This is a genomic window from Pseudomonas sp. B13(2017), from assembly GCF_002113245.1.
In the GTDB taxonomy this organism is placed as follows: domain Bacteria; phylum Pseudomonadota; class Gammaproteobacteria; order Pseudomonadales; family Pseudomonadaceae; genus Aquipseudomonas; species Aquipseudomonas putida_Z.
In genome coordinates this window covers 85,231-109,279 of record NZ_NEJX01000021.1, presented here as the reverse complement: position 1 = coordinate 109,279, position 24,049 = coordinate 85,231, and the positions used below count along the sequence as shown (strand labels likewise).

19 protein-coding genes and 4 tRNA genes are annotated in these 24,049 nt (G+C 64.8%); 19 read left to right on the top strand and 4 right to left on the bottom strand.

Translation table 11 applies throughout. The features are described 5' to 3' along the window. The first annotated feature begins 173 nt into the window (after positions 1 to 173). The 9 genes from CAG44_RS23200 (at position 174) to CAG44_RS23160 (ending at position 6,188) form a co-directional block, all read left to right on the top strand. Entirely contained in the window at positions 174 to 731 is a 558-nt protein-coding gene (locus tag CAG44_RS23200; protein WP_013971612.1) for a CvpA family protein, read from the top strand. Between the two features lie 42 nt (positions 732 to 773). Then, positions 774 to 2,279 carry an amidophosphoribosyltransferase gene (gene purF, locus CAG44_RS23195; protein WP_025338246.1) on the top strand — a complete coding sequence of 502 codons (1,506 nt, stop codon included), beginning with the start codon at positions 774 to 776 and terminating at the stop codon, positions 2,277 to 2,279. Positions 2,280 to 2,295: 16 nt separating this feature from the next. Beyond that, positions 2,296 to 3,507 (top strand): O-succinylhomoserine sulfhydrylase, encoded by a 1,212-nt coding sequence (locus tag CAG44_RS23190; RefSeq protein WP_085589225.1) that lies wholly within the window; start codon positions 2,296 to 2,298, stop codon positions 3,505 to 3,507. Then, the gene (locus tag CAG44_RS23185; protein ID WP_013971614.1) at positions 3,504 to 4,277 is read left to right on the top strand and encodes an SDR family oxidoreductase; all 774 of its coding nucleotides are present in this window, start codon (positions 3,504 to 3,506) and stop codon (positions 4,275 to 4,277) included. Before CAG44_RS23190 ends, CAG44_RS23185 begins: the two co-directional genes overlap by 4 nt. A gap of 258 nt (positions 4,278 to 4,535) precedes the next feature. After that, positions 4,536 to 4,611, top strand: a tRNA-Val gene (locus CAG44_RS23180). 66 nt (positions 4,612 to 4,677) lie between these two features. After that, a tRNA-Asp gene (locus tag CAG44_RS23175) sits at positions 4,678 to 4,754 on the top strand. Between the two features lie 99 nt (positions 4,755 to 4,853). Further along, positions 4,854 to 4,930, top strand: a tRNA-Asp gene (locus CAG44_RS23170). A gap of 141 nt (positions 4,931 to 5,071) precedes the next feature. After that, positions 5,072 to 5,148: transfer RNA gene (locus CAG44_RS23165), tRNA-Asp, on the top strand. A 200-nt stretch (positions 5,149 to 5,348) separates the two neighbouring features. Then, positions 5,349 to 6,188, top strand: a complete 840-nt coding sequence (locus CAG44_RS23160; protein ID WP_085589227.1) for a DUF2242 domain-containing protein — start codon at positions 5,349 to 5,351, stop codon at positions 6,186 to 6,188. Between the two features lie 349 nt (positions 6,189 to 6,537). Here the strand turns inward: CAG44_RS23160 and CAG44_RS23155 are convergent, their stop codons facing one another. Together CAG44_RS23155 and CAG44_RS23150 are read right to left on the bottom strand one after the other, a co-directional pair. Further along, complete coding sequence (locus CAG44_RS23155) at positions 6,538 to 7,578, bottom strand: AraC family transcriptional regulator (protein WP_085589229.1); 1,041 nt, start codon at positions 7,576 to 7,578, stop codon at positions 6,538 to 6,540. Between the two features lie 4 nt (positions 7,579 to 7,582). Further along, positions 7,583 to 8,701 carry a nitrilase-related carbon-nitrogen hydrolase gene (locus CAG44_RS23150; RefSeq protein WP_025338250.1) on the bottom strand — a complete coding sequence of 373 codons (1,119 nt, stop codon included), beginning with the start codon at positions 8,699 to 8,701 and terminating at the stop codon, positions 7,583 to 7,585. A 191-nt stretch (positions 8,702 to 8,892) separates the two neighbouring features. On the opposite strand from CAG44_RS23150, the gene CAG44_RS23145 reads away from it, so the two are divergent. Then, entirely contained in the window at positions 8,893 to 10,929 is a 2,037-nt protein-coding gene (locus CAG44_RS23145; RefSeq protein ID WP_085693072.1) for an NADPH-dependent 2,4-dienoyl-CoA reductase, read from the top strand. A gap of 135 nt (positions 10,930 to 11,064) precedes the next feature. After that, positions 11,065 to 11,955, top strand: coding sequence for a 1-aminocyclopropane-1-carboxylate deaminase/D-cysteine desulfhydrase (locus CAG44_RS23140; protein WP_085693071.1), 891 nt, complete (start codon positions 11,065 to 11,067; stop codon positions 11,953 to 11,955). Here the strand turns inward: CAG44_RS23140 and CAG44_RS23135 are convergent. Then, positions 11,946 to 12,491: a cytochrome b gene (locus CAG44_RS23135; RefSeq protein WP_003260150.1), complete on the bottom strand. Its 546-nt coding sequence runs from the start codon at positions 12,489 to 12,491 to the stop codon at positions 11,946 to 11,948. The two genes, CAG44_RS23140 and CAG44_RS23135, sit on opposite strands and share 10 nt — an antisense overlap. A gap of 224 nt (positions 12,492 to 12,715) precedes the next feature. After that, positions 12,716 to 13,648 (bottom strand): DUF1853 family protein, encoded by a 933-nt coding sequence (locus tag CAG44_RS23125; RefSeq protein WP_085693070.1) that lies wholly within the window; start codon positions 13,646 to 13,648, stop codon positions 12,716 to 12,718. A gap of 88 nt (positions 13,649 to 13,736) precedes the next feature. On the opposite strand from CAG44_RS23125, the gene CAG44_RS23120 reads away from it, so the two are divergent. From CAG44_RS23120 to CAG44_RS23080, 8 genes are all read left to right on the top strand, one after another. Beyond that, positions 13,737 to 14,627 (top strand): NAD(+) kinase, encoded by an 891-nt coding sequence (locus CAG44_RS23120; RefSeq protein ID WP_025338255.1) that lies wholly within the window; start codon positions 13,737 to 13,739, stop codon positions 14,625 to 14,627. Further along, entirely contained in the window at positions 14,627 to 15,598 is a 972-nt protein-coding gene (locus tag CAG44_RS23115; protein WP_075044167.1) for a metallophosphoesterase, read from the top strand. Before CAG44_RS23120 ends, CAG44_RS23115 begins: the two co-directional genes overlap by 1 nt. Next, positions 15,595 to 16,473 carry a rhomboid family intramembrane serine protease gene (locus CAG44_RS23110; RefSeq protein ID WP_085693069.1) on the top strand — a complete coding sequence of 293 codons (879 nt, stop codon included), beginning with the start codon at positions 15,595 to 15,597 and terminating at the stop codon, positions 16,471 to 16,473. Before CAG44_RS23115 ends, CAG44_RS23110 begins: the two co-directional genes overlap by 4 nt. Positions 16,474 to 16,486: 13 nt before the next feature. Next, positions 16,487 to 16,747: a YeaC family protein gene (locus tag CAG44_RS23105; protein ID WP_003260154.1), complete on the top strand. Its 261-nt coding sequence runs from the start codon at positions 16,487 to 16,489 to the stop codon at positions 16,745 to 16,747. Then, a complete protein-coding gene (locus tag CAG44_RS23100) occupies positions 16,744 to 17,574 on the top strand; it encodes a DUF2797 domain-containing protein (RefSeq protein WP_075044170.1) in 831 nt (276 codons plus the stop codon). Before CAG44_RS23105 ends, CAG44_RS23100 begins: the two co-directional genes overlap by 4 nt. 13 nt (positions 17,575 to 17,587) lie before the next feature. Beyond that, positions 17,588 to 20,260 (top strand): aminopeptidase N, encoded by a 2,673-nt coding sequence (gene pepN, locus CAG44_RS23095; protein WP_085693068.1) that lies wholly within the window; start codon positions 17,588 to 17,590, stop codon positions 20,258 to 20,260. 288 nt (positions 20,261 to 20,548) lie between these two features. Continuing rightward, the gene (locus tag CAG44_RS23085) at positions 20,549 to 21,568 is read left to right on the top strand and encodes a YCF48-related protein (protein ID WP_085693066.1); all 1,020 of its coding nucleotides are present in this window, start codon (positions 20,549 to 20,551) and stop codon (positions 21,566 to 21,568) included. A gap of 20 nt (positions 21,569 to 21,588) precedes the next feature. Beyond that, positions 21,589 to 23,964 (top strand): RND family transporter, encoded by a 2,376-nt coding sequence (locus CAG44_RS23080; protein ID WP_085693075.1) that lies wholly within the window; start codon positions 21,589 to 21,591, stop codon positions 23,962 to 23,964. Positions 23,965 to 24,049: the final 85 nt, after the last annotated feature.

Below are 24,049 nucleotides of genomic sequence, written 5' to 3'. Positions count from 1 at the left end.
TCTCAACGACACAGCCAGAATCGCCGGGGCCGCTTTGCGGCCCTTTCGCGACACAAGGCCGCTCCCACAAAGATCGCGTAAGCCCGGGTGGCGCTAATCACCTGACATTCCGCTTACCCAAGCCCCCGCCGCTCTGTTAAAATGCGCCGCCTCAAACGTCTGCAGGCAGCACCGTGGCATTTACCTTGGTTGATTGGGCGATCATCGCGATCATCGCCGTCTCCACACTGATCAGTCTCAAGCGCGGCTTCGTCAAGGAAGCCTTGTCCTTGCTCATCTGGATCATTGCCGGTGCGGTTGCCTGGATGTTCGGCGGTTCGCTCTCGGTGTATCTTGAAAGCTACATCCAGACGCCGTCGATGCGCGTCATCGCCGGCTGCGCCATTCTTTTCGTCGCCACCTTGCTGGTGGGGGCCATGATCAACTTCCTCATCGGCGAGCTGATCCGCGTGACCGGGCTGTCCGGTACCGATCGTTTCCTGGGCATGGCCTTCGGCGCCGCGCGCGGGGCCTTGCTGGTGGTGGTGGCCATCGGGCTGATCAGCCTGGGGCCGGTTCAACAGGACACCTGGTGGCAGGAATCACGCCTGATACCACAATTTCTCTTGGTCGCCGACTGGTCGAAAAACCTGATCCTGGGTTTTACCGGCCAGTGGACACCCAGTGGGCTGATCGGCACTCCAGCTGATCTTCCGTTCAAGGAACAGTTGCTCGGGCCGGCAAAGCCCTGAGCGCTATTCACTCAAGTTTCGTCAAAGTAGGGGTTGCGTCGCATGTGTGGCATCGTCGGTATCGTCGGTAAGTCGAACGTCAATCAGGCGCTGTATGACGCGCTTACGGTCCTCCAGCACCGCGGCCAGGACGCTGCCGGTATCGTGACCAGCCATGACGGCCGGTTGTTCCTGCGCAAGGATAATGGCCTGGTGCGCGACGTGTTCCAGCAGCGCCACATGCAGCGCCTGGTCGGCAACATCGGCATCGGCCACGTGCGCTACCCGACTGCGGGCAGCTCGACCTCGGCCGAGGCCCAGCCGTTCTACGTCAACTCGCCATACGGCATCACCCTGGCACACAACGGCAACCTGACCAACGTCGAGCAGCTGGCCAAGGAGATCTACGAGTCCGACCTGCGCCACGTCAACACCAACTCCGACTCGGAAGTACTGCTGAACGTGTTCGCCCATGAGCTGGCGGTGCGTGGCAAGCTGCAGCCGACCGAAGAAGACGTGTTCGCCGCGGTTTCCCACGTGCACAGCCGCTGCGTCGGCGGTTACGCCGTGGTGGCGATGATCACCGGCTACGGCATCGTCGGCTTCCGTGACCCCAACGGCATCCGCCCGGTGGTGTTCGGCCAGCGTCACACCGACGAAGGCGTGGAATACATGATCGCCTCGGAAAGCGTGGCCCTGGACGTGCTCGGCTTCACCCTGATCCGCGACCTGGCGCCGGGCGAAGCGGTATACATCACCGAAGAAGGCCAGCTGTACACCAAGCAGTGCGCCGAAGCACCGAAGCTGCAACCGTGCATCTTCGAGCATGTCTACCTGGCCCGCCCGGACTCGATCATGGATGGCGTGTCGGTGTACAAGGCCCGTCTGCGCATGGGTGAAAAACTGGCCGACAAGATCATGCGCGAGCGCCCCGAGCACGACATCGACGTGGTCATCCCGATCCCGGACACCAGCCGCACCGCGGCCCTGGAACTGGCCAACCGCCTGGGCGTCAAGTTCCGCGAAGGCTTCGTCAAGAACCGCTATATCGGCCGTACCTTCATCATGCCCGGCCAGGCCGCGCGCAAGAAATCGGTACGCCAGAAGCTCAATGCCATCGAGCTGGAGTTCCGCGGCAAGAACGTGATGCTGGTGGACGACTCGATCGTGCGCGGCACCACCTGCAAGCAGATCATCCAGATGGCCCGCGAAGCCGGCGCCAAGAACGTCTACTTCTGCTCCGCAGCCCCTGCGGTGCGCTACCCCAACGTCTACGGCATCGACATGCCGAGTGTTCACGAACTGATCGCCCACAACCGTACCACCGAACAAGTGGCCGAGTTGATTGGCGCCGACTGGCTGGTCTACCAGGACCTGCCGGACCTGATCGACTCGGTCGGTGGCGGCAAGATCAAGATCGACCACTTCGATTGCGCGGTATTCAACGGTGAGTACGTCACCGGCGATATCGACGAAGCCTACCTCGACCGTATCGAGCAGGCTCGTAACGACCTGGCCAAGGTCAAGAACCAGGCGGTCAGCGCGATCATCGACCTCTACAACAACTGATTTCGGGAGCGACGGCATGACGGATCAATGGGATGCCGGACGACTGGACAGTGACCTCGAGGGTGTCGGTTTCGACACCCTGGCGGTGCGCGCCGGTCAAAACCGTACACCGGAGGCCGAGCACAGCGAAGCGCTGTTCCTGACTTCCAGCTATGTGTTCCGCACGGCTGCCGATGCCGCCGCGCGCTTTGCCGGCGAAACGCCGGGCAACGTCTATTCGCGCTACACCAACCCGTCTGTGCGTGCCTTCGAGGAGCGCCTGGCGGCCATGGAGGGCGCCGAGCAGGCCGTGGGCACCTCCACCGGCATGGCGGCGATCCTCGCCGTGGTGATGTCGCTGTGCAGTGCCGGTGACCATGTGCTGGTGTCGCAGAGCGTGTTCGGCTCGACCATCAGCCTGTTCGAGAAGTACTTCAAGCGCTTTGGCGTGCAGGTGGACTACGTGCCACTGGTCGACCTCGCCGGCTGGGAAAATGCCATCAAGGCCAATACCAAGCTGCTGATCGTCGAATCGCCGTCCAATCCGCTGGCCGAGCTGGTCGATATCACCGCCCTCAGCGAAATCGCCCATGCCCACGGTGCCATGCTGGTGGTGGACAACTGCTTCAGCACTCCGGCGCTGCAGCAGCCGCTGAAGCTGGGTGCCGACATCGTGTTCCACTCGGCCACCAAGTTCATCGACGGCCAGGGCCGCTGCATGGGTGGCGTGGTTGCCGGCCGTGCCGAGCAGATGAAAGAAGTGGTGGGCTTCCTGCGTACCGCAGGCCCCACCCTCAGCCCGTTCAACGCCTGGATCTTCACCAAGGGCCTGGAAACCCTGCGCCTGCGCATGCGTGCGCACTGCGAAAGCGCCCAGGTACTGGCCGAATGGCTGGAGCAGCAGGAGGGCGTGGAGAAGGTGCATTACGCCGGCCTGCCGAGCCACCCGCAGCACGAACTGGCCAAGCGCCAGATGAGTGGCTTCGGTGCGGTGGTCAGCTTCGAGGTCAAGGGTGGCAAAGAGGGCGCCTGGCGCTTCATCGACGCTACCCGGGTGATTTCCATCACCACCAACCTGGGTGACAGCAAGACCACCATCGCCCACCCGGCCACCACCTCCCACGGTCGTCTGACGCCGCAGGAACGTGAAGCCGCCGGCATCCGCGACAGCCTGATCCGCGTTGCCGTGGGCCTGGAAGATGTGGCCGACCTGCAGGCCGACCTGGCGCGTGGGTTGGCGGCACTGTGATCGAAATCCGTGGCGGTACGCCCGGCCATAACGGCCGGGTAGCCCTGGTGACCGGTGCCGCGCGCGGCATCGGCCTGGGCATTGCCGCCTGGTTGATCTGCGAAGGCTGGCAGGTGGTGCTCAGCGATCTCGACCGCCAGCGTGGCGCCAAGGCGGCCAAGGCCCTGGGTGACAATGCCTGGTTCATCACCATGGATGTTGCCGACGAGGCCCAGGTCAGCGCCGGGGTGTCCGAGGTGCTGGGGCAGTTTGGCCGCCTGGACGCGCTGGTGTGCAATGCGGCCATCGCCAATCCGCACAACCAGACCCTCGAAAGCCTGAGCCTGGCGCAGTGGAACCGGGTGCTTGCGGTCAACCTCAACGGCCCGATGTTGCTGGCCAAGCATTGTGCGCCGTACCTGCGTGCGCACAACGGCGCGATCGTCAATCTCACCTCCACCCGGGCGCGGCAGTCCGAGCCCGATACCGAGGCCTACGCGGCGAGCAAGGGCGGCCTGGTGGCCTTGACCCATGCCCTGGCCATGAGCCTGGGCCCGGAGATCCGCGTCAATGCGGTGAGCCCGGGCTGGATCGATGCCCGTGACCCGTCGCAGCGCCGTGCCGAACCGTTGACCGAGGCGGACCATGCCCAGCACCCGACGGGCAGGGTAGGGACAGTGGAAGACGTGGCGGCCATGGTTGCCTGGCTGTTGTCTCGGCAAGCGGCGTTCGTCACCGGCCAGGAGTTCGTGGTCGATGGCGGCATGACCCGCAAGATGATCTACACCTGAGCCTTTTGCATATCCTGTACCGGCCTCTTCGCGGGCACGCCCGCTCCCACAGGTATTTCTCACATGTCAGCATCTGTGGAGATCCTGTGGGAGCGGGCGTGCCCGCGAAGAGGCCAGTACAGGCTATCGACAGCCGCAGACAGGTAAACCGCTTTTTGCTCTTTTCTGAAAAAAATTCAATGGGGCTATTGACTTAGCTTCGCCACCTGCGTAAATTTCGCGGCCTCAGCGAAGCAAACGCAACAAGCAACATCGCGAGGGTGATTAGCTCAGCCGGGAGAGCATCTGCCTTACAAGCAGAGGGTCGGCGGTTCGATCCCGTCATCACCCACCACTTCCTGAGATGTTCCTGGTGCTTCGGGTTTCGCAAGAAGCCGATAGCCAGAGAGGAACGCACTGCGCAGCGGTAGTTCAGTCGGTTAGAATACCGGCCTGTCACGCCGGGGGTCGCGGGTTCGAGTCCCGTCCGCTGCGCCATTTTTCAGTAACAGATGGGTGCCTGGCACCGGTCTGAAGCCACAAGGCAAACGCCTTGGGCTGATCCCAGTTTCAATCGGGCGAAAGCCTGAACGATACGCAGCGGTAGTTCAGTCGGTTAGAATACCGGCCTGTCACGCCGGGGGTCGCGGGTTCGAGTCCCGTCCGCTGCGCCATCTTCGTTTCAAGGTCCCTTGAACACCTTGAAGCAAACACAAGAGAAGCGATCACGTTATCGCTTTTTTTGTGCCTGCCCTGAGGCCATCGCGCCGGAAGGGTAGACCCAGGTTTCAATCGGGCGCAAGCCTGAATGATACGCAGCGGTAGTTCAGTCGGTTAGAATACCGGCCTGTCACGCCGGGGGTCGCGGGTTCGAGTCCCGTCCGCTGCGCCATCTTCGCCTCGAGGCCCCTTGAACGCCTCGAAGCCACGATAAAGCGACCTTCGGGTCGCTTTTTTCGTTTTTACGCCTGGCAATCGCCGCCTTTGACCCAGATTTACACGAACCTGACAGACTCTTCACCGATCAGCGGTTCCTGTGCCTGCCTGCTGTGTTGCACAATAGGCACCTTCTCGACTTACCCGGAATTCGCAATGACCAGATCTTCCGTCTTTGGTGCGCTCGGGCTGGCCCTGGTGCTGGCGGGCGTGACCGGTTGTTCCTCGAAAAAAGCCGCCGTCTACGAGCACGAGAACTTCGATGACTCGGGCACCTTCTCGCGCAGCTTCCCGGTGAGTGATGCCGGCTCCTGCGAGGCCGCCCGGCGCGCCTTGCTCAGCCAGGGTTACATCATCACCAGCAGCGGCGCCAACCAGGTGGTGGGCAACAAGAGCTTCCAGCAGAACAGCGAGAACCACCTGCAGATCAGTTTCAACGTCACCTGTGCGCCGGATGTGAGCGACGAGCAGCGTTCGACCATGTTCGCCAACGCCCTGCAGGACCGCTACGCCCTGAAAAAGTCCAACACCTCCGCCAGCCTGGGCGTTGGTGTACTGGGGTCGGTGTCGATGCCGATCGGCTCCAGCGACGACTCGATGGTCAAGGTGGCCAGCGAGACGGTGACGGCGGCGCAGTTCTATGACCGCTATTTCGCCCTGGTGGAGAGCTACCTGCCAAAGCCCAAGCCTAAGCAGGAGAGCAAGGCCAAGGTCGAGGAGCCCGCGCCGAAGGTCGAAGCGCCCGCGGCTGCCCTGGGGCTGCCGGAGCAGGCCGCGGCAGCGCCGGTGGCACCGGCCCCGGTGGCGGTGCCTTTGGTTGAAGCGGCGCCAGCCCCGGCCGCTGTTGCCCCGGCCAGCGAGGCGGTAGCCGCGCCGGTGGTGGATGACAGCCAAGGCTCGCAACCGGTGGCCCCGCCGGCGGAGGCGGCACCGATCGAGGTGCAGCAGGAAGCCCAGCCTGCCGAGGCCGCCGAGACCGCTTCCCCCGCCCTTTGATAGCTTGCCTGTACCGGCCTCTTCGCGGGTAAACCCGCTCCCACAGGTACTTCGCAGTTCTCAACATCTGCGCAGTACCTGTGGGAGCGGGTTTACCCGCGAAGAGGCCGGTGCAGGCAGTCCATCCCCTGTTACAGACGCACCGCGATAACTTCCTGAACACCTGCTACGTTTACCACTCATAAGCTTGTCATCATTCCTTCACGCCACCTGCTTAGGTTGAAGGCGACACCGATAAAGATCATGAGATGAGAGGACGCAGGGCTATGGACGAATACCAGGAAGAACTTCTCGAATTCCAGGCTTATGAACTGGACACCCCGGAACCGGCCGACGACGCTACCGAGCTCTAGCCCGCCCGCCGCTGGCTGCGGCGAAACTCCCCCGGTGTAAGGCCCGTCCAGCGCTTGAAGGCGCGCTGGAAGGCCTCGGCCGACGCAAACCCCAGCAGATAGGCAATCTCGCCAAAGGCCAGCTCCGTATCGCGGATGTAGGTTTCGGCCAGGTCGCGCCGTGTTTCACTGAGCAGGTCGCGAAAGCGCGTGCCTTCCTCGGCCAGTTTGCGGCGCAAGGTCCAGGTCGGCAGTTGCAGGTGCAGCGCCACTTCTTCCAGGTCCGGTTCACGGCCACCATTGAGCAACGGGCCCAGCAGGTGGGTGATGCGCTCACCCAGGCTGCGCACCCGCGTACGCTGCAGCATTTCCGCCTCGCACAGCTGCAGCAGGTGCTGCCAGGTGCTCGGGCAGTGCCTGGGGTTGGCCAGCTGCAGCGTGGCGCGGCTCAGGCGCAGCTGGTTGCCGTCGGCCGCGAACTGCACGGGCGCGCTGCACAGCGGCTGGTAGCGCGCTGCATAGGCGGGTGCGGCAAACTCGATGTCCATATGTTCGGCCTGCACCGCCGTACCGGCCAGGTCGGCAAGCTGGGCGAGCCAGCCGGCGAGTAGCGAATCGACCACGAAACGGTTGTAGGCGTTGTAGGGGCTGATGGAGTAGAAACGTAGCCAGGCGCCCTGGGCATCTTCCTGAAAACTGGAGTGGCCGCGGTAGTTGGCGGCGTACAGCGGCTCGAAGCGCAACAGGGTGCGTGCCGCCTCGCCCAGGTTCGGTGCCTGGGCCGCGGTGACCCCGGCCAGGCCGGCATGCGCCAGGCGGCTCAGGCGCCCCATGTGCAGGCCCAGCGCGGCCTCGCCGCACAGTTCGATGGCGGCGTGCCCCAGGTGCATGTAGCGCGGGATCGACAAGCGCGCACCGGCTTCGCTCAGGCGCGCCGCATCCAGGCCATAGCGGCGCAGCAGCGGCTCGGGGTCGTGGCCCAGTTCGCGCAGGGCCTCGGTCAGCGGCTGGACAAAACCAACCGACAGGTCGCCCAGGCGCACGCGGGGGCGGGCCATGGGCTTACAACCACAGGTTCAGCAAGCGGGCGCCAGGGCTGGGGGTGCCCGCCAGCAATTCACCCGCCTGGTGGGCAAAGCCCTGGCCGTCGCTGCCCTGTTCCCAGAACTGCCCACGCATGAACACGCTCATGCTGCTGACGCCGGCCCCGGCTGCTTCGGTCAGGCGCTGCCAGGCCGCCTGTTCGCTGACTTCGCCGCGCTGCAAGGCCAGCCCGGCGCTGGCATCCTGGTGGCGATTACCGCGCCAGGGCGCTTGCCAGCTGCCCTTGCCGCTGAGGAATACCGGGTTGGCGATCAGTTGTACCGCCTGTCGTGCCAGTTGCTGGTGGTTTTCCGGGTACCAGCTGTCACTGCCCACCAGCACGCCCAGGCGCCCGGCAGGGGTTTGCAATACCTGCAGCGGGTGCTGGCGGCCATCGTGCACATAGCGGCGCATTTCGCTGTCGGGGAACTGCTGGCGTTGCGGTTGGCCCAGCAGCGAGCCGTCACCGGCGAACACCACGCTGCTGTTGAACAGCGGGCCGCTGCCGGCATGCAGCACACCCTGTTTCACGTAGGGGGCGGGCAGCACGATGGAGCCGGCCACCAGGGTGACGTTGAATTCCTTGGCCAGGCCGCCGAACAGTTGCTGGTAGTCCGCAGCCATCTGCTCGGCTTTCATGCGCAGGTGCGCGTCGGCGCGCCAGTCGTCCCCGTCGGCACGGAGCATGGCCAGGCCATAGCGCAGCGGGTTGCTCAGTTCCAGCCATTGCAGGGCTTCGCGGCTTTGCGTGACCTGGTACAGCTCGTTCTTTTCGCCGCGTGCCCACAGCCAGGTACCGATGTGCTCTGGTAGCACCACCACCGTACGCGGGCCGACAAGCCCTTGGCTACGTGCCTGCTCCAGGTAGGCCGCGAGCTTGCGGTGCAGGCGTTGCAGGTTCTGGTAGTCGCCCGGGTAGAGCAGCGGTTCGACGCCGAGCAGGTTGCCGTGCTCGCCCGGCACACCGTGGTTCAGTGCCAGTTCGATGCGCAGGTCGGACAGGTAGTGGCCTTCCGGGCGCTGCTGGGTCCAGAAACCGTAGCCGCAGAGGGCGGCGATCATCACCAGCGCCAGGGCGCTTGCCAGGAGTTTTCGCATGAAGCAGGACAGCGCCTTGGAAACGAGAGTTTCCTAGGGTAGTCGTGCTGTGCGCGAGGATCAATAACTTGTCAGTTTCGATCATTGAGCCCGTTCAAACGGCTGTTTAATGTCGCAGGCAGACAAACGACGGGGCCCGCCAGACAGCGCGGCACCCGCATTCCGTGATCACGCCACCTGGGGACCTTTCCATGGCCGCCGACCGCTACCCGCACCTGCTCGCCCCGCTGGACCTGGGCTTCACCACCTTGCGCAACCGCACCCTGATGGGCTCGATGCACACCGGCCTCGAAGAGCGCCCGGGCGGCTTCGAGCGCATGGCGGCGTACTTTGCCGAGCGCGCCCGCGGTGGCGTCGGCCTGATGGTCACCGGCGGCATCGCGCCCAACGATGAGGGTGGGGTGTATTCCGGGGCGGCCAAGCTCAGCACCGAGGAAGAGGCCGACAAGCACCGCATCGTCACCGAGGCGGTACACGCTGCCGGCGGCAAGATCTGCCTGCAGATCCTGCATGCCGGGCGCTACGCCTACAGCCCGCGCCAGGTGGCGCCCAGCGCGATCCAGGCGCCGATCAACCCGTTCAAGCCCAAGGAACTGGACGAGGCAGGTATCGAGAAGCAGATCGCCGACTTCGTCAATTGCGCGGTGCTGGCCCAGCGCGCCGGTTACGACGGCGTCGAGATCATGGGTTCGGAAGGCTACTTCATCAACCAGTTCCTCGCCGCCCACACCAACCACCGCACCGATCGCTGGGGTGGCAGCTATGAAAACCGCATGCGCCTGGCGGTGGAGATCGTCAGCCGGGTGCGCGGCGCGGTCGGGCCGAACTTCATCATCATCTTCCGCCTGTCGATGCTCGACCTCATCGAGGGCGGCAGCACCTGGGACGAAATCGAGCTGCTGGCCAAGGCCATCGAGCAGGCTGGCGCGACCTTGATCAATACTGGCATCGGTTGGCACGAAGCGCGTATCCCGACCATTGCCACCAAGGTGCCGCGTGCGGCATTCAGCAAGGTCACCGCCAAGCTTCGTGGCGTGGTGAACATTCCGCTGATCACCACCAACCGCATCAATACTCCGGAGGTGGCCGAGGCGGTGCTGGCCGAGGGCGATGCCGACATGGTCTCGATGGCACGGCCGTTCCTGGCCGACCCGGACTTCGTCAACAAGGCCGCTGCCGGCCGCGGCGACGAGATCAATACCTGCATCGGCTGCAACCAGGCCTGCCTGGACCATACCTTCGGCGGCAAGCTGACCAGTTGCCTGGTCAACCCGCGTGCCTGCCACGAGACCGAGCTCAACTACCTGCCCGTGCGCACCGTGAAGCGCATTGCCGTGGTCGGCGCTGGCCCGGCCGGCCTGGCGGCAGCCACGGTGGCGGCCGAGCGCGGCCACGCGGTAACCCTGTTCGATGGCGCCAGCGAGATCGGCGGGCAGTTCAATGTGGCCAAGCGGGTGCCGGGAAAGGAAGAGTTCCATGAAACCCTGCGTTACTTCCGCAACAAGGTCAAAAGCACGGGCGTGGACCTGCGCCTGAACACCCGGGTCGATGTGCAGGCTCTGGTGGACGGTGGCTACGACGAGATCATCCTGGCCACCGGCATCGCCCCGCGCACGCCGGCCATCCCCGGTGTCGAGCATGCCAAGGTGCTCAGCTACCTGGACGTGCTGCTCGAGCGCAAGCCGGTGGGCAAGACTGTCGCGGTGATTGGTGCGGGCGGCATCGGTTTCGACGTTTCCGAGTACCTGGTGCACCAGGGCGTGGCTACCAGCCAGGACCGTGAGGCGTTCTGGAGGGAGTGGGGCATCGATACCCATCTGCAGGCACGCGGTGGCGTGGCCGGGATCAAGGCCGAGCCGCATGCCCCGGCGCGGCAGGTGTACCTGTTGCAGCGCAAGAAATCCAAGGTGGGTGACGGCCTGGGCAAGACCACCGGCTGGATTCACCGTACCGGGTTGAAGAACAAGCGGGTGCAGATGCTCAACAGCGTCGAGTACCTGGGTATCGACGATGCCGGCCTGCATATTCGCGTGGCCGAAAGCGAGCCACAGGTGCTGGCGGTGGACAACGTGGTGATCTGTGCCGGGCAGGAGCCGCTGCGCGAGCTGCAGGACGGGCTGGTGGCGGCGGGGCAGTCGGTGCACCTGATAGGTGGGGCCGATGTGGCGGCCGAGCTGGATGCCAAGCGGGCGATCAACCAGGGTTCGAGATTGGCGGCTGAGCTCTGAGATCGCCGGGGCCGCTTTGCGGCCCTTCGCGGGCTTGCCCGCTCTTACAGGGATAACGCACTCCTGACTGTGGGAGCGGGCAAGCCCGCGAAGGGCTGCAAGGCAGCCCCGGGATATCACTGGTAAACTCGCGCGATGCAATTTGACCTCCCCCAAGCCCCCCTCCAGCCCCTGATCCTGCCCTGGCTCCAACAAGCCCAGGTAGAAGCCGCCATCCTGCGCCTGGACCTGATCGACCCGCTGATCAGTGGCAACAAATGGTTCAAGCTACGCCATCACCTGCAACAGGCCAGCGCCAGCAACGCCCCGGGCCTGATCAGCCTCGGCGGCAACCATTCCAACCACCTGCACGCCCTGGCCGCTGCCGGCAAGCGCTTCGGCTTCGCCACCGCCGGCCTGCTGCGTGGCCACGCCCAGGACACGCCAACTGTGCGAGACCTGCAGGCGCTGGGCATGGAACTGCACTGGCTGGGCTATGGCGGCTATCGCGCACGAAACCAAGCGGGTTTCTGGGAACCCTGGCAGTCACGCTACCCGGGTTGGCACTGCATCCCCGAAGGGGGCGGCGGGCTGGCCGGTGCACAGGGCTGCGTGCTGATCATGCAGCAGGCGCGCGCGCAAATCGCGGCACTGGGCTGGTCGGGCTACGACGCCTGGTGGCTGGCTGCCGGAACGGGGACTACCCTGGCCGGCCTGGTAATGGCCGAGGCGGGCGCACATGTGGTGCATGGTGCATTGGCGGTACCCAGGGACCATGGTGTGCCGGAGGCGGTAGCGACACTGGCCGGCGCGCATGGCTACCAGCTGCACGACGCCTGCCGTGGCGGTTTCGGCAAATTCGACGCGGAGCTGCTGGCGTTCATCGCCGATTGCGAGCGGCACACCGGCGTGCCGCTCGAAGCTCTCTACACCGGCAAGGCCCTGCTGGCCCTGCGTGAGCAGGTCGAGGCCGGGCTGTTCGCGCCCGGCACCCGCCTGATCGTCGTGCACACCGGCGGCCTGCAGGGCCGGCGCGGTTACTTGTAGGGCAGCATGCGCAGCAGCGTGTTGTCGCGCTGCACATAGTGGTGATACAGCCCGGCCAGAGCGTGCAGGCCGATCAGCCAGTAGCCCCAGCTGCCGATGCGCTCATGCCAGCCTTTGATGAACTTGGCCTGGTCCGGGTTCGGGCCGATCAGGTGCGGCAGCTCCAGGCCGAAGAACGGCACTGGTTTGTCGGCGGCGCTGAGGATCAGCCAGCCGGCCAGCGGCAGGATGATCATCAGCAGGTACAACGCCAGGTGCATCAGGTGCGCGAGGCCGGTCTGCCAGGCCGCAGGTTTGGGCACGATGGGTGGAGTCGGGCGGCTCAGGCGGATGGCCAGGCGCAACCAGACCAGTACGAACACGCTGAGCCCGAGCATGAAGTGCAGGTCCTTCATCAGGTTGCGTTCGACGCTGTCCTTGGGGAACAGGCCACGCAGTTCGATAAGGGCATAGACAGCGGCCAGCAGCACCAGCATCAGCCAGTGCAGGGCGATGGACAGGCGCGCGTAATGGGTCGCGGGGGTGGATGAAACCATGATCGGTCCTCGTCATCAGGTCGGAATGGCGCTCTTGCCGGCGCTCAGGAAGTACTGTAATGGCTACGGGGGAACAAATCTTTGCGCCAGGTCTGTGAAAATTGTGTTGTCTGCACCGGCCTCTTCGCGGGCTTGCCCGCTCCCACAGGTACTGCACAGGTTCTGAATGCTGTGCAGTCCCTGTGGGAGCGGGCAAGCCCGCGAAAGGGCCGGTACAGCTGGCATCATGCCTCGGGTGTAAATGGCCAACTGTCAGCCACCAGAAACACCCGCTCGGCCTCCTGCCAGGCCCCGTCAGCCTCTTGTTCCAACCTCACCAGCAACTGCGCCGGAGCCTGCCGCTCCAGCACGTGCAGCCACGCCGCAAACTGCTCCACCGCCCAGCACTCATGCGCCTCGACCCGCGCCGGCGCCAGCCAGGCATGCCTTTGCAGCGGCTGCCATCGCTCACCTTCGCCCATGACCCAGTCCCGCCGCCGCAGCCAGCGCCCGCGCAAGTGCTGCGGGTTGGCGCCCTGTGGTGGCTGCGCATGCCCAGGCCACGGGTAGAACAGATAGCCACCCAGCCACACATGCGCCTGCACCTGCTCCACCCCCAGCCGGGCCAGCACCTCGCGGCTGTGCGCCCCCGCCGACATGGGCAACTGGTGCCGTGCCAGGTGCGCCAGTTTGCTTCCCAGTCGGTCATGGCAGCCCGGTCCCAGCCAGGCGGCGGGGTCGTGCCCGGCGTGCTCCGGGCCCAGGTACAGCTTGATGGCCAGTTCCAGGTGGTGCACACCGTCGCGGTCGCGCAGCACCACATCCAGCTCACCCAGGGTGCGCCCGCCTTCGCGAATCGCCAGATTGGCCGCCAGCAGTTCGATGCCCGGGGCCTGGCTCAGGGCGAATTGCCACAGCCGTTCGTAGTAGTGCCCCAGGCGCCGGCTGCCCAGTTGCGCCAGCCAGTCGCGCAGCGGGCGGTCATCGTCATCCAGCGCCCGCAGCCAGTCTGCCAGGCGCTGTGGCTGGTCCGCCCACAGGCTACCCGCCAGCGGGTGGCGCTGGGGGCAGGGCGGGGCGCTGAGCAACGGGGGCGACAGCAGGGCCCAGGCCAGGTCGCGCACGTTGGGGCGGCGTAGCTGCCGGGGCAGGTCGTGGAGCAGGGCGAATGGCATCATCCTGCGAGCATAGCCGGTTTGCCGCTACCCGGTGGTTTCGCCCATAATCGCGGCATAGTCACCCGCCGCAGAGCCTCGCAGGAGCCCCATGGAGCAATTTCGCAATATCGGTATCATCGGCCGCCTTGGCAGCTCGCAGGTGCTCGACACCATTCGCCGACTGAAAAAATTCCTCCTCGAGCGCCACCTGCACGTGATCCTCGAGGACACCATCGCCGAAGTGCTGCCCGGCCATGGCCTGCAAACCTCTACCCGCAAGCTGCTGGGCGAGGTCTGTGACCTGGTCATCGTGGTCGGCGGCGACGGCAGCCTGCTGGGTGCCGCCCGCGCCCTGGCCCGGCACAACATTCCGGTGCTGGGCATCAACCGTGGCAACCTGGGCTTCCTTACCGACATCCGCCCCGACGAGCTGGAAGAGAAGGTCGCCGAAGTGCTCGACGGCCACTACCTGGTGGAAAACCGCTTCCTGCTGCAGGCCGAGGTACGCCGCCACAACGAAGCCATCGGCCAAGGTGATGCGCTGAACGACGTGGTGCTGCACCCGGGCAAGTCCACGCGCATGATCGAGTTCGAGATCTACATCGATGGCCAGTTCGTCTGCAGCCAGAAGGCCGACGGCCTGATCGTCGCCACCCCCACCGGCTCCACCGCCTACGCGCTGTCGGCTGGCGGCCCGATCATGCACCCCAAGCTCGACGCCATCGTCATCGTGCCGATGTACCCGCACACTCTGTCGGGCCGGCCGATCGTGGTCGACGGCAACAGCGAGCTGAAGATCGTGGTGTCCAAGGACCTGCAGATCTACCCGCAAGTATCCTGTGACGGCCAGAACCACTTCACCTGTGCCCCCGGCGACACCATCACGGTGAGCAAGAAACCGCAGAAGCTGCGCCTGATCCACCCGCTGGACCACAATTACTACGAGGTCTGCCGCACCAAGCTCGGCTGGGGCAGCCGCCTGGGAAGCAGGGACGACTGATGCTCGATCCGGCGCGTAGTTTCGACATCATCGGTGATGTGCACGGTTGTGCGCTGACCCTTGAACGCCTGCTCGACGCCCTCGGTTACAAGCGTGTGGCAGGCGTGTGGCGCCACCCGCGGCGCCAGGCGCTGTTCCTTGGCGACATCGTCGACCGCGGGCCACGCATTCGCGAGGCGCTGCACATCGTCCACGACATGGTCGAGGCCGGCCAGGCGTTCTGCATCATGGGCAACCACGAATACAACGCGCTGGGCTGGGTTACCCCGGCACTGCCTGGCAGCGGCAAGGCCTTCGTGCGCGAGCATACGCCGCGCCACGCCCGGTTGATCGACGAAACCCTGACCCAGTTTGCCCACCACCCCGCTGACTGGCACGACTTCGTCAACTGGTTCTACGAATTGCCGCTGTTCGTCGACGCCGGGCGCTTCCGCCTGGTGCATGCCTGCTGGGACCCGCGGCTGATCGAGCCGCTGCGTCAGCAGTACCCCGACGGGCGTATCGACGAGCACTTCATCCAGGCCTCGGCGGTGAGCGGCAGCTTTGCCGCCACCGTGTGCAACCGCCTGCTGCGCGGTACCGACATGCGCCTGCCGGACGGCCTGACCCTCACCGGTGGCGACGGCCTGACCCGTGCCTTCTTCCGTACCAAGTTCTGGGAAGAAGACCCGCAAACCTACGGCGACATCGTGTTCCAGCCAGACGCCCTGCCCGCGGAAGTGGCCAGCACCCCGCTCAGTCACAGCCAGAAGAACGCCTTGCTGCGCTATGCCGAAGACGAGCCCATGCTGTTCGTCGGCCATTACTGGCGCAGCGGTCGCCCGGCGCCGATCCGCGCCAACCTGGCCTGCCTGGACTACAGCGCCGTGCTCTATGGCAAGCTGGCAGCCTACCGGCTGGATGATGAAACCCGCATCGACCCGCACAAGTTCGTCTGGGTCGATGTCGACCGCCCACAGGCCAACCAATGAACATTATCGAAGTGATGCGCCTGCCGCTGTCGGTCGACCTCAGCGGCTTCGTTCACCTGCTGCAGCGCCTGCAGGTGCCGCACCGGGTCAGCGAGGAGGGCGATGCCCAGGTGCTCTGGGCCCCCGACACCCTGGCCGCAGACGTCCGCGAACTCTACCAGCGCTACCCCGACGGCAACGCCGACCTGCCAGCCACCACCGATCCTGTGGGAGCGGGCGAGCCCGCGAAAGGGCCCTCCCTGGCGGAACAGGCCCGCGCCTGCAAGATCACCACCCTGACCCTGCTGCTGTGCTTCATCGTTGCCGGCCTCACCGGCCTGGGCGACAACTTCACCACCATCAGCTGGTTCACCTTCCTCGATTTCCGCGTCCAGGGCGACTACCTGTACTTCAGCCCGCTGGCGCAAAGCCTGGACGAAGGCCAGTGGTGGCGCCTGGTATCGCCCATGCTGCTGCATTTCGGCGTGCTGCACCTGGCCATGAACAGCCTGTGGTACTGGGAACTGGGCAAACGCATCGAATTGCGCCAGGGCCCGTGGCCGCTGCTGGGCCTGACCCTGCTGTTCAGCCTGGTGTCCAACCTGGCCCAGCACTACAGCAGCGGGCCGAGCCTGTTCGGCGGCCTTTCCGGCGTGCTGTACGGCCTGCTCGGGCACATCTGGCTGTACCAGTGGCTGGCACCCGACCGTTACTTCAACCTGCCCAAGGGCGTGCTGGTGATGATGCTCATCTGGCTGGTGGTGTGCCTGAGCGGCGTGATCGACACCCTGGGCCTTGGCCAGATCGCCAACGCCGCCCACGTCGGCGGGCTGCTCATCGGATGCCTGACCGGGCTCTTGGGTGGGGCGCTGGCCCGGCGTAAACTGTCGGCTTGAATCAGGAGACACTATGTCCACTTTCGCGCAAATGATTGAAAACATCACCCCGGAAATCTACGAGAGCCTGAAACTGGCCGTGGAAATCGGCAAATGGTCGGATGGCCGCAAGCTCACTGCCGAGCAGAAAGAGCTGTCGCTGCAGGCGGTAATCGCCTGGGAGATGAAAAACCTGCCCGAAGACCAGCGTACTGGCTACATGGGCCCGCAGGAATGCGCCTCGAAGTCCGCGCCGATCGCCAACATTCTGTTCAAGTCGGACTCGGTACATTGATCGAACTCGCTCGTGGCTCGTTGAGCAAGATGGCGGTAAGCCTGCAGGCGCCAGTGGTGCAGTACAGCTTCCGCCTGGATGATACGCAGGTGCCGGTCAACCCGCTGATCGGCCAGCGCCTGCGCCTTGAATACCTCGGTGCCATTCACTGCAGCCATTGTGGCAAGCGCACCAAGACCAGCTTCAGCCAGGGTTACTGCTACCCGTGCATGACCAAACTGGCCCAGTGCGATGTGTGCATCATGGCCCCGGAAAAGTGCCACTACGACGCTGGCACCTGCCGCGAACCGTCGTGGGGCGAACAGTTCTGCATGACCGACCATGTGGTCTACCTGGCCAACTCGTCGGGGATCAAGGTCGGTATCACCCGCGCCACCCAGCTGCCCACCCGCTGGCTCGACCAGGGTGCCAGCCAGGCCCTGCCGATCGTGCGCGTGGCCACCCGCCAGCAGTCCGGCCTGGTCGAAGACTTGCTGCGCAGCCAGGTGCCGGACCGCACCAACTGGCGCGCCCTGCTCAAGGGCGATGCCGAGGAGCTCGACCTGGTGGCCATTCGTGAACAGGTCTTCGACGCCTGTGCCGATGGCCTGCGCGAGCTGCAGGGGCGCTTCGGCCTGCAGGCGATCCAGCCGCTGGCCGACGCCGAAGTGGTGCAGATGAAGTACCCGGTCGAGGCCTACCCATCGAAGATCGTCAGCTTCAACCTCGACAAGGACCCGGTAGTGGAAGGCACGCTGCTGGGCATCAAGGGCCAGTACCTGATCTTCGACACCGGTGTGATCAATATTCGCAAGTACACGGCCTACCAGTTGGCCGTGCTCCAGTAAAAAGGACCTGCACATGCGTACCGAACAACCGCAAGTGATCTACCTCGAGGATTACCAGGCGCCCGAGTACCTGATCGACGAGACGCACCTGACCTTCGAGCTGTTCGAGGACCACACCCTGGTTCACGCGCAACTGGTCATGCGCCGCAACCCGGCACGCGGTGCCGGCCTGCCGCCACTGGAGCTCGATGGCCAGCAGCTGGAACTGCTGCGCGCCTCGCTGGATGACCAGGAGCTGCAGCCGGGCGACTACCAGCTCGATGCCGACAGCCTGACCGTGCAGCCCAAGGCCGAGCGCTTCACCCTCGACACCAGCGTGAAGATCCACCCCGAGAGCAACACCGCACTGGAAGGCCTGTACAAGTCGGGCAAGATGTTCTGCACCCAGTGCGAGGCCGAAGGCTTCCGCAAGATCACCTACTACCTCGACCGCCCGGACGTGATGAGCACCTTCACCACCACGGTCATCGCCGAGCAGCATCGCTACCCGGTATTGCTGTCGAACGGCAACCCGATCGGCAGCGGGACCTTCGAGAAAGGCCAGGGAGAAGACGGCCGCCACTGGGCGACCTGGGAAGACCCGTTCATGAAGCCGGCCTACCTGTTCGCCCTGGTGGCCGGTGACCTGTGGTGCGTCGAGGACAGCTTCACCCGCCAGTCCGGCCGTGACGTGACCCTGCGCATCTACGTCGAGCCCGAGAACATCGACAAGTGCGACCACGCCATGGTCAGCCTGAAGAAGTCCATGCGCTGGGACGAAGAAGTCTATGGCCGTGAGTACGACCTGGACATCTTCATGATTGTCGCGGTCAACGACTTCAACATGGGCGCCATGGAAAACAAGGGCCTGAACATCTTCAACTCCAGCTGTGTGCTGGCCCGTGCCGAAACGGCCACCGATGCCGCACACCAGCGCGTCGAAGGCGTGGTCGCCCACGAGTATTTCCACAACTGGTCGGGCAACCGCGTCACCTGCCGTGACTGGTTCCAGCTGTCGCTGAAGGAAGGCTTCACGGTGTTCCGCGATGCCGAGTTCAGCGCCGACATGAACTCGCGCACGGTCAAACGCATCGAAGACGTGGCCTACCTGCGTACTCACCAGTTCGCCGAAGACGCTGGCCCCATGGCTCACCCGGTGCGCCCGGACAGCTTCATCGAGATTTCCAACTTCTACACCCTGACCGTGTACGAGAAGGGCGCCGAAGTGGTGCGCATGGTTCGTACCCTGCTGGGCGCAGACGGCTTCCGCAAGGGCAGCGACCTGTACTTCGAACGCCACGATGGCCAGGCGGTGACCACCGACGATTTCATCAAGGCCATGGAAGACGCCAACGGCGTCGACTTCACCCAGTTCAAGCGCTGGTACAACCAGGCCGGCACCCCACGCCTGGAAGTCAGCGAGGCCTATGACGCGGCCGCGCAGACCTACAGCCTGACCTTCCGCCAGAGCTGCCCGCAGACCCCGGACAAGGCCGAAAAACTGCCGTTCGTGATCCCGGTGGAGCTTGGCCTGCTGGATGCCGCAGGCAACGACCTGCCGCTGCAACTGGCCGGCGAAGCGACGGCGCAGGGCACCAGCCGCGTGCTATCGGTGACCGAGGCCGAGCAGACCTTCACCTTCCAGGGCATCCAGGCCAAGCCGCTGCCTTCGCTGCTGCGTGGCTTCAGTGCACCGGTCAAGCTGAGCTTCCCCTACGACCGCGACCAGCTGATGTTCCTGATGCAGCACGACAGCGACGGCTTCAACCGCTGGGAGGCGGGGCAGCAGTTGTCGGTGCAGGTGCTGCAGGAACTGATCGGCCAGCATCAGCGCGGCGAAGCACTCAAGCTCGACCAGCGCCTGATCAGCGCCCTGGGCACCGTGCTCGGCAACGAGTCGCTGGACCCGGCCATGGTTGCCGAAATGCTCTCGCTGCCGGGTGAGGCCTACCTCACCGAAATCAGCCAGGTGGCCGACGTGGACGCCATCCACGCCGCCCGCGAGTTCGCCCGCCAGCAGGTCGCCGAGCAACTGTTCGACGCCCTGTGGGCGCGCTATCAGGCCAACCGCGAAGTGTCGCGCAGCACCGCCTACGTGGCCTCGGCCGAGCACTTCGCCCGCCGCAGCCTGCAGAACATCGCGCTGTCGTACCTGATGCAGAGCGGCAAGCCGCAGGTGCTGCAGGCGACCCTGGAGCAGTTCGAGCACTGCGACAACATGACCGAGCGCCTGACCGCCCTGGCCGTGCTGGTCAACTCGCCGTTCGAGGCCGAGCGGGCCAAGGCCCTGGAGGCGTTTGCCGAGCACTTCAAGGACAACCCGCTGGTCATGGACCAGTGGTTCAGCGTGCAGGCGGCCAGTACGCTGCCGGGCGGGCTGGCGCGGGTCAAGGCGCTGATGCAGCACCCGGCATTCACCCTGAAGAACCCGAACAAGGTACGTGCGCTGGTCGGCGCCTTTGCCGGGCAGAACCTGGTCAACTTCCATGCGGCGGATGGCTCCGGCTACCGCTTCCTGGCGGACCTGGTGATCGAGCTGAATGCGCTGAACCCGCAGATCGCCTCGCGGCAACTGGCACCGCTGACCCGCTGGCGCAAGTATGACGATGCGCGTCAGGCCCTGATGAAGGGCGAGCTGGAGCGGATTCTGGCTTCTGGTGAGCTGTCCAGCGATGTGTATGAGGTTGTGAGCAAGAGCCTGGCTTAAGGGCCAAGGGGGCTGCTTTGCAGCCCTTCGCGGGCACGCCCGCTCCCACAGGGATATCACTGCTTTCAAGGCCTGTGATATCCCTGTGGGAGCGGGCGTGCCCGCGAAGGGCCGCACAGCGGCCCCGGCTTTACAAGGCCGACAACAAAACATAACACCCCGCCCGTTGTGTTCCCGCAGATATCCCCGCTACGATCCCCTCAAGCTATTGCAGGCCTCTAGATCAGGCTTTTCGCAGTACCTGCAGTGCATTGACCCACCACACAAGAACACAACAGGGGGACAGTCATGAGGGAACAGAACAGGCGCTTTGCCTGGCCATTGGCAGCCGGCGCGGTACTGGCGCTGGGGCTTGGCGTGTGGGCTGACAGCGTGCAAGCCGCTGCCGCCGACGAGTATTCCACCGAATCAGCCAAGGCCAGCCAAAGCCTGCTGATCGACGCCACCCATGCCGGCAAGCGCCTGGTGGTGGTGGGCGATCGCGGTCATATCCTGTTCTCCGACGACCAGGGCAGCACCTGGACCCAGGCGCGGGTGCCCACCCGGCAACTGCTGACCGCGGTGTTCTTCCTCGACGACAAGCGCGGCTGGGCCGTCGGCCATGATGCGCTGGTGCTCGCCAGCAGCGATGGTGGTGCCACCTGGAGCAAGCAGTTCGAAGACCTGTCCCGCGAAGCACCCTTGCTCGATGTCGCCTTCCTCGACGCCCAGCACGGTTTTGCCGTAGGTGCCTATGGCGCCTTGCTGGAAACCACCGACGGCGGCCAGCACTGGCAGGACGTGGCCGAGCGCCTGGACAACCCCGACCAGCTGCACCTGAACGGTATCGCCCAGGTGCGTGACGCGGGCCTGTTCATCGTCGGCGAGCAGGGTGGCATGTTCCGCTCCGCCGACAACGGCCAGACCTGGGCCAAGGTCGAGGGCCCTTACGAGGGCTCGCTGTTCGGCGTGATCGGCACTGCCCAGCCGCACACCCTGCTGGCCTACGGCCTGCGCGGCAACCTGTTCCGTTCCACCGATTTTGGTGACAGCTGGCAGCCGATCGAGCTCAAGGCCGCACGTGGCACCCTCGAATTCGGCCTGGCAGGCGCTACGCTTGTCGAGGACGGTAGCCTGGTGCTGGTCGGCAATGGCGGCAGCGTGCTGCGCAGCACCGATGATGGCCAGACCTTCAGTGTCTACAACCGCGCCGACCGCATTGCCCTGGCCGGCGTCAGTGGCCTGGCCGATGGCGGCCTGCTGCTGGTAGGGCAGGGTGGCGTGCACCTGGCTGACCCGCAGGGTGCTGACCAGGAGGTGCGTCCATGACCAGCAGGGAGAGCATCACCATGCACCCGCATCACCAGGACAAGGCCACGCTGCTCGAACGCCTGATCTTCAACAATCGCCCCGTGGTCATCGCCCTGTGCGTACTGGTCAGCATCTTCCTGTTCTGGCAGGCCACGCAGATTCGCCCGTCCACCAGCTTCGAGAAGATGATCCCGCTGCAGCACCCGTTCATCGAGCAGATGATGGAGCACCGCAACGACCTGGCCAACCTCGGCAACACCGTGCGCATTTCGGTGGAGGCCGTGAATGGCGACATCTTCGACAAGGACTACATGGAGACCCTGCGGCAGATCCATGACGAAGTGTTCTACATCCCTGGCGTCGACCGTGCCGGGCTGAAGTCGCTGTGGAGCCCCAGCGTGCGCTGGAGCGAGGTCACCGAGGAAGGCTTTTCCGGTGGCGAGGTGATTCCCAACACCTATAACGGCTCGCAGGACAGCCTCGACACCCTGCGCGACAACGTGCTCAAGTCGGGCCAGGTGGGGCGCCTGGTGGGCAACAACTTCAAATCCAGCATCGTTGACGTGCCGCTGCTGGAGAGCTACCCAGACCCGCAGGACCCGGGCAAGCAGGTGAAGCTGGACTACCAGCAGTTCTCGCACCAGCTGGAAGAAAAGATTCGTGACAAGTTCCAGGCACAGAACCCCAACGTCAAGGTGCACATCGTCGGCTTCGCCAAGAAGGTCGGCGACCTGATCGACGGCCTGGTGATGGTGGCGATGTTCTTTGGCGTCGCCCTGGCCATCACCTGGGTGCTGCTGTACTGGTTCACCTGGTGCATCCGCAGCACCATCGCCGTGCTCATCACCACCCTGGTGGCGGTGGTCTGGCAGCTGGGCCTGATGCATGCGGTGGGCTTTGGCCTGGACCCGTACTCGATGCTGGTGCCGTTCCTGATCTTCGCCATCGGCATTTCCCATGGGGTGCAGAAGATCAACGGTATCGCCCTGCAGTCGAGTGACGCCGACAACGCCCTGACCGCCGCCCGGCGCACGTTCCGCCAGCTGTTCCTGCCGGGGATGATCGCCATCCTCGCCGACGCCGTGGGCTTCATCACCCTGCTGATCATCGACATCGGGGTGATTCGTGAACTGGCCATCGGTGCTTCCATCGGTGTGGCGGTGATCGTGTTCACCAACCTCATCCTGCTGCCGGTAGCCATCTCCTATGTCGGCATCAGCAAGAAGGCCATCGAGCGCAGCAAGCAGGACGCCACCCGCGAGCACCCGTTCTGGCGCCTGCTGTCGAACTTCGCCAGTGCCAAGGTGGCGCCGGTGTCGGTGGCCCTGGCGCTGGTCGCCTTCGCCGGTGGCCTGTGGTACAGCCAGAACCTGAAGATCGGCGACCTCGACCAGGGCGCGCCGGAGCTGCGCCCCGATTCGCGCTACAACCAGGACAACAACTTCATCATCAGCAACTACTCGACCAGTTCCGACGTGCTGGTGATCATGGTCAAGACCCCGCCGGAAAGCTGCTCGATCCACTCGACCATGGCGCCGATCGACGAGCTGATGTGGACCATGCAGAACACCCCGGGCGTGCAGTCGGCAATTTCCCTCGTGACCGTGTCCAAGCAGGTGATCAAGGGCATGAACGAGGGCAGCCTAAAATGGGAAACCCTGTCGCGCAACCCGGACATCCTCAACAACTCCATCGCCCGCGCCGATGGCCTGTACAACGGCGACTGCTCGCTGGCGCCGGTGCTGGTGTTCCTCAACGACCACAAGGCCGAAACCCTGGAGCGGGTCACTGCCGTGGCCAAGGCGTTTGCCGACAGCCACAACAAGGAAGGCCTGCAGTTCCTGCTGGCGGCGGGCAATGCCGGGATCGAAGCGGCGACCAACGAGGTGATCAAGTCGGCCGAGCTGACCATCCTGATCCTGGTGTACATCTGTGTGGCGGTGATGTGCCTGATTACCTTCCGCTCGTTCGCCGCCACCCTGTGCATCGTCCTGCCGCTGGTGCTGACCTCGGTGCTGGGGAACGCGCTGATGGCCTACATGGGCATCGGGGTCAAGGTGGCGACCTTGCCGGTGGTGGCGCTGGGTGTGGGCATTGGCGTGGACTATGGCATCTACATCTACAGCCGGCTGGAAAGCTTCCTGCGCGCCGGGTTGCCGTTGCAGGAGGCTTATTACGAGACCCTGCGCTCGACTGGCAAGGCGGTGCTGTTCACCGGGTTGTGCCTGGCCATCGGCGTGTGCACCTGGATTTTCTCGGCGATCAAGTTCCAGGCGGACATGGGGCTGATGCTGACCTTCATGCTGCTGTGGAACATGTTCGGTGCGCTGTGGCTGTTGCCGGCGCTGGCAAGGTTCCTGATCAAGCCTGAGAAGATGGTGGGCAAGGAGGGGGGCTCCATTTTCGCTCATTGACCGCAGTGGCCGCTCCTACAGGGGAACGCGTATCGGCAGGCTGATGCGATCCCTGTAGGAGCGGCCTTGTGTCGCGATGGGCTGC

Excerpts from the sequence above, each read along its gene's own strand:
- CAG44_RS23160 (WP_085589227.1), top strand. The coding sequence starts at position 5,349 with ATGACCAGATCTTCCGTCTTTGGTGCGCTCGGGCTGGCCCTGGTGCTG.
- CAG44_RS23145 (WP_085693072.1), top strand. The coding sequence starts at position 8,893 with ATGGCCGCCGACCGCTACCCGCACCTGCTCGCCCCGCTGGACCTGGGC.
- CAG44_RS23190 (WP_085589225.1), top strand. The coding sequence starts at position 2,296 with ATGACGGATCAATGGGATGCCGGACGACTGGACAGTGACCTCGAGGGT.
- purF (WP_025338246.1), top strand. The coding sequence starts at position 774 with ATGTGTGGCATCGTCGGTATCGTCGGTAAGTCGAACGTCAATCAGGCG.
- CAG44_RS23110 (WP_085693069.1), top strand. The coding sequence starts at position 15,595 with ATGAACATTATCGAAGTGATGCGCCTGCCGCTGTCGGTCGACCTCAGC.
- CAG44_RS23080 (WP_085693075.1), top strand. The coding sequence starts at position 21,589 with ATGCACCCGCATCACCAGGACAAGGCCACGCTGCTCGAACGCCTGATC.
- CAG44_RS23115 (WP_075044167.1), top strand. The coding sequence starts at position 14,627 with ATGCTCGATCCGGCGCGTAGTTTCGACATCATCGGTGATGTGCACGGT.
- CAG44_RS23105 (WP_003260154.1), top strand. The coding sequence starts at position 16,487 with ATGTCCACTTTCGCGCAAATGATTGAAAACATCACCCCGGAAATCTAC.
- CAG44_RS23085 (WP_085693066.1), top strand. The coding sequence starts at position 20,549 with ATGAGGGAACAGAACAGGCGCTTTGCCTGGCCATTGGCAGCCGGCGCG.
- CAG44_RS23120 (WP_025338255.1), top strand. The coding sequence starts at position 13,737 with ATGGAGCAATTTCGCAATATCGGTATCATCGGCCGCCTTGGCAGCTCG.
- CAG44_RS23155 (WP_085589229.1), bottom strand. The coding sequence starts at position 7,578 with ATGGCCCGCCCCCGCGTGCGCCTGGGCGACCTGTCGGTTGGTTTTGTC.
- CAG44_RS23140 (WP_085693071.1), top strand. The coding sequence starts at position 11,065 with ATGCAATTTGACCTCCCCCAAGCCCCCCTCCAGCCCCTGATCCTGCCC.
- CAG44_RS23125 (WP_085693070.1), bottom strand. The coding sequence starts at position 13,648 with ATGATGCCATTCGCCCTGCTCCACGACCTGCCCCGGCAGCTACGCCGC.
- CAG44_RS23135 (WP_003260150.1), bottom strand. The coding sequence starts at position 12,491 with ATGGTTTCATCCACCCCCGCGACCCATTACGCGCGCCTGTCCATCGCC.
- CAG44_RS23150 (WP_025338250.1), bottom strand. The coding sequence starts at position 8,701 with ATGCGAAAACTCCTGGCAAGCGCCCTGGCGCTGGTGATGATCGCCGCC.
- pepN (WP_085693068.1), top strand. The coding sequence starts at position 17,588 with ATGCGTACCGAACAACCGCAAGTGATCTACCTCGAGGATTACCAGGCG.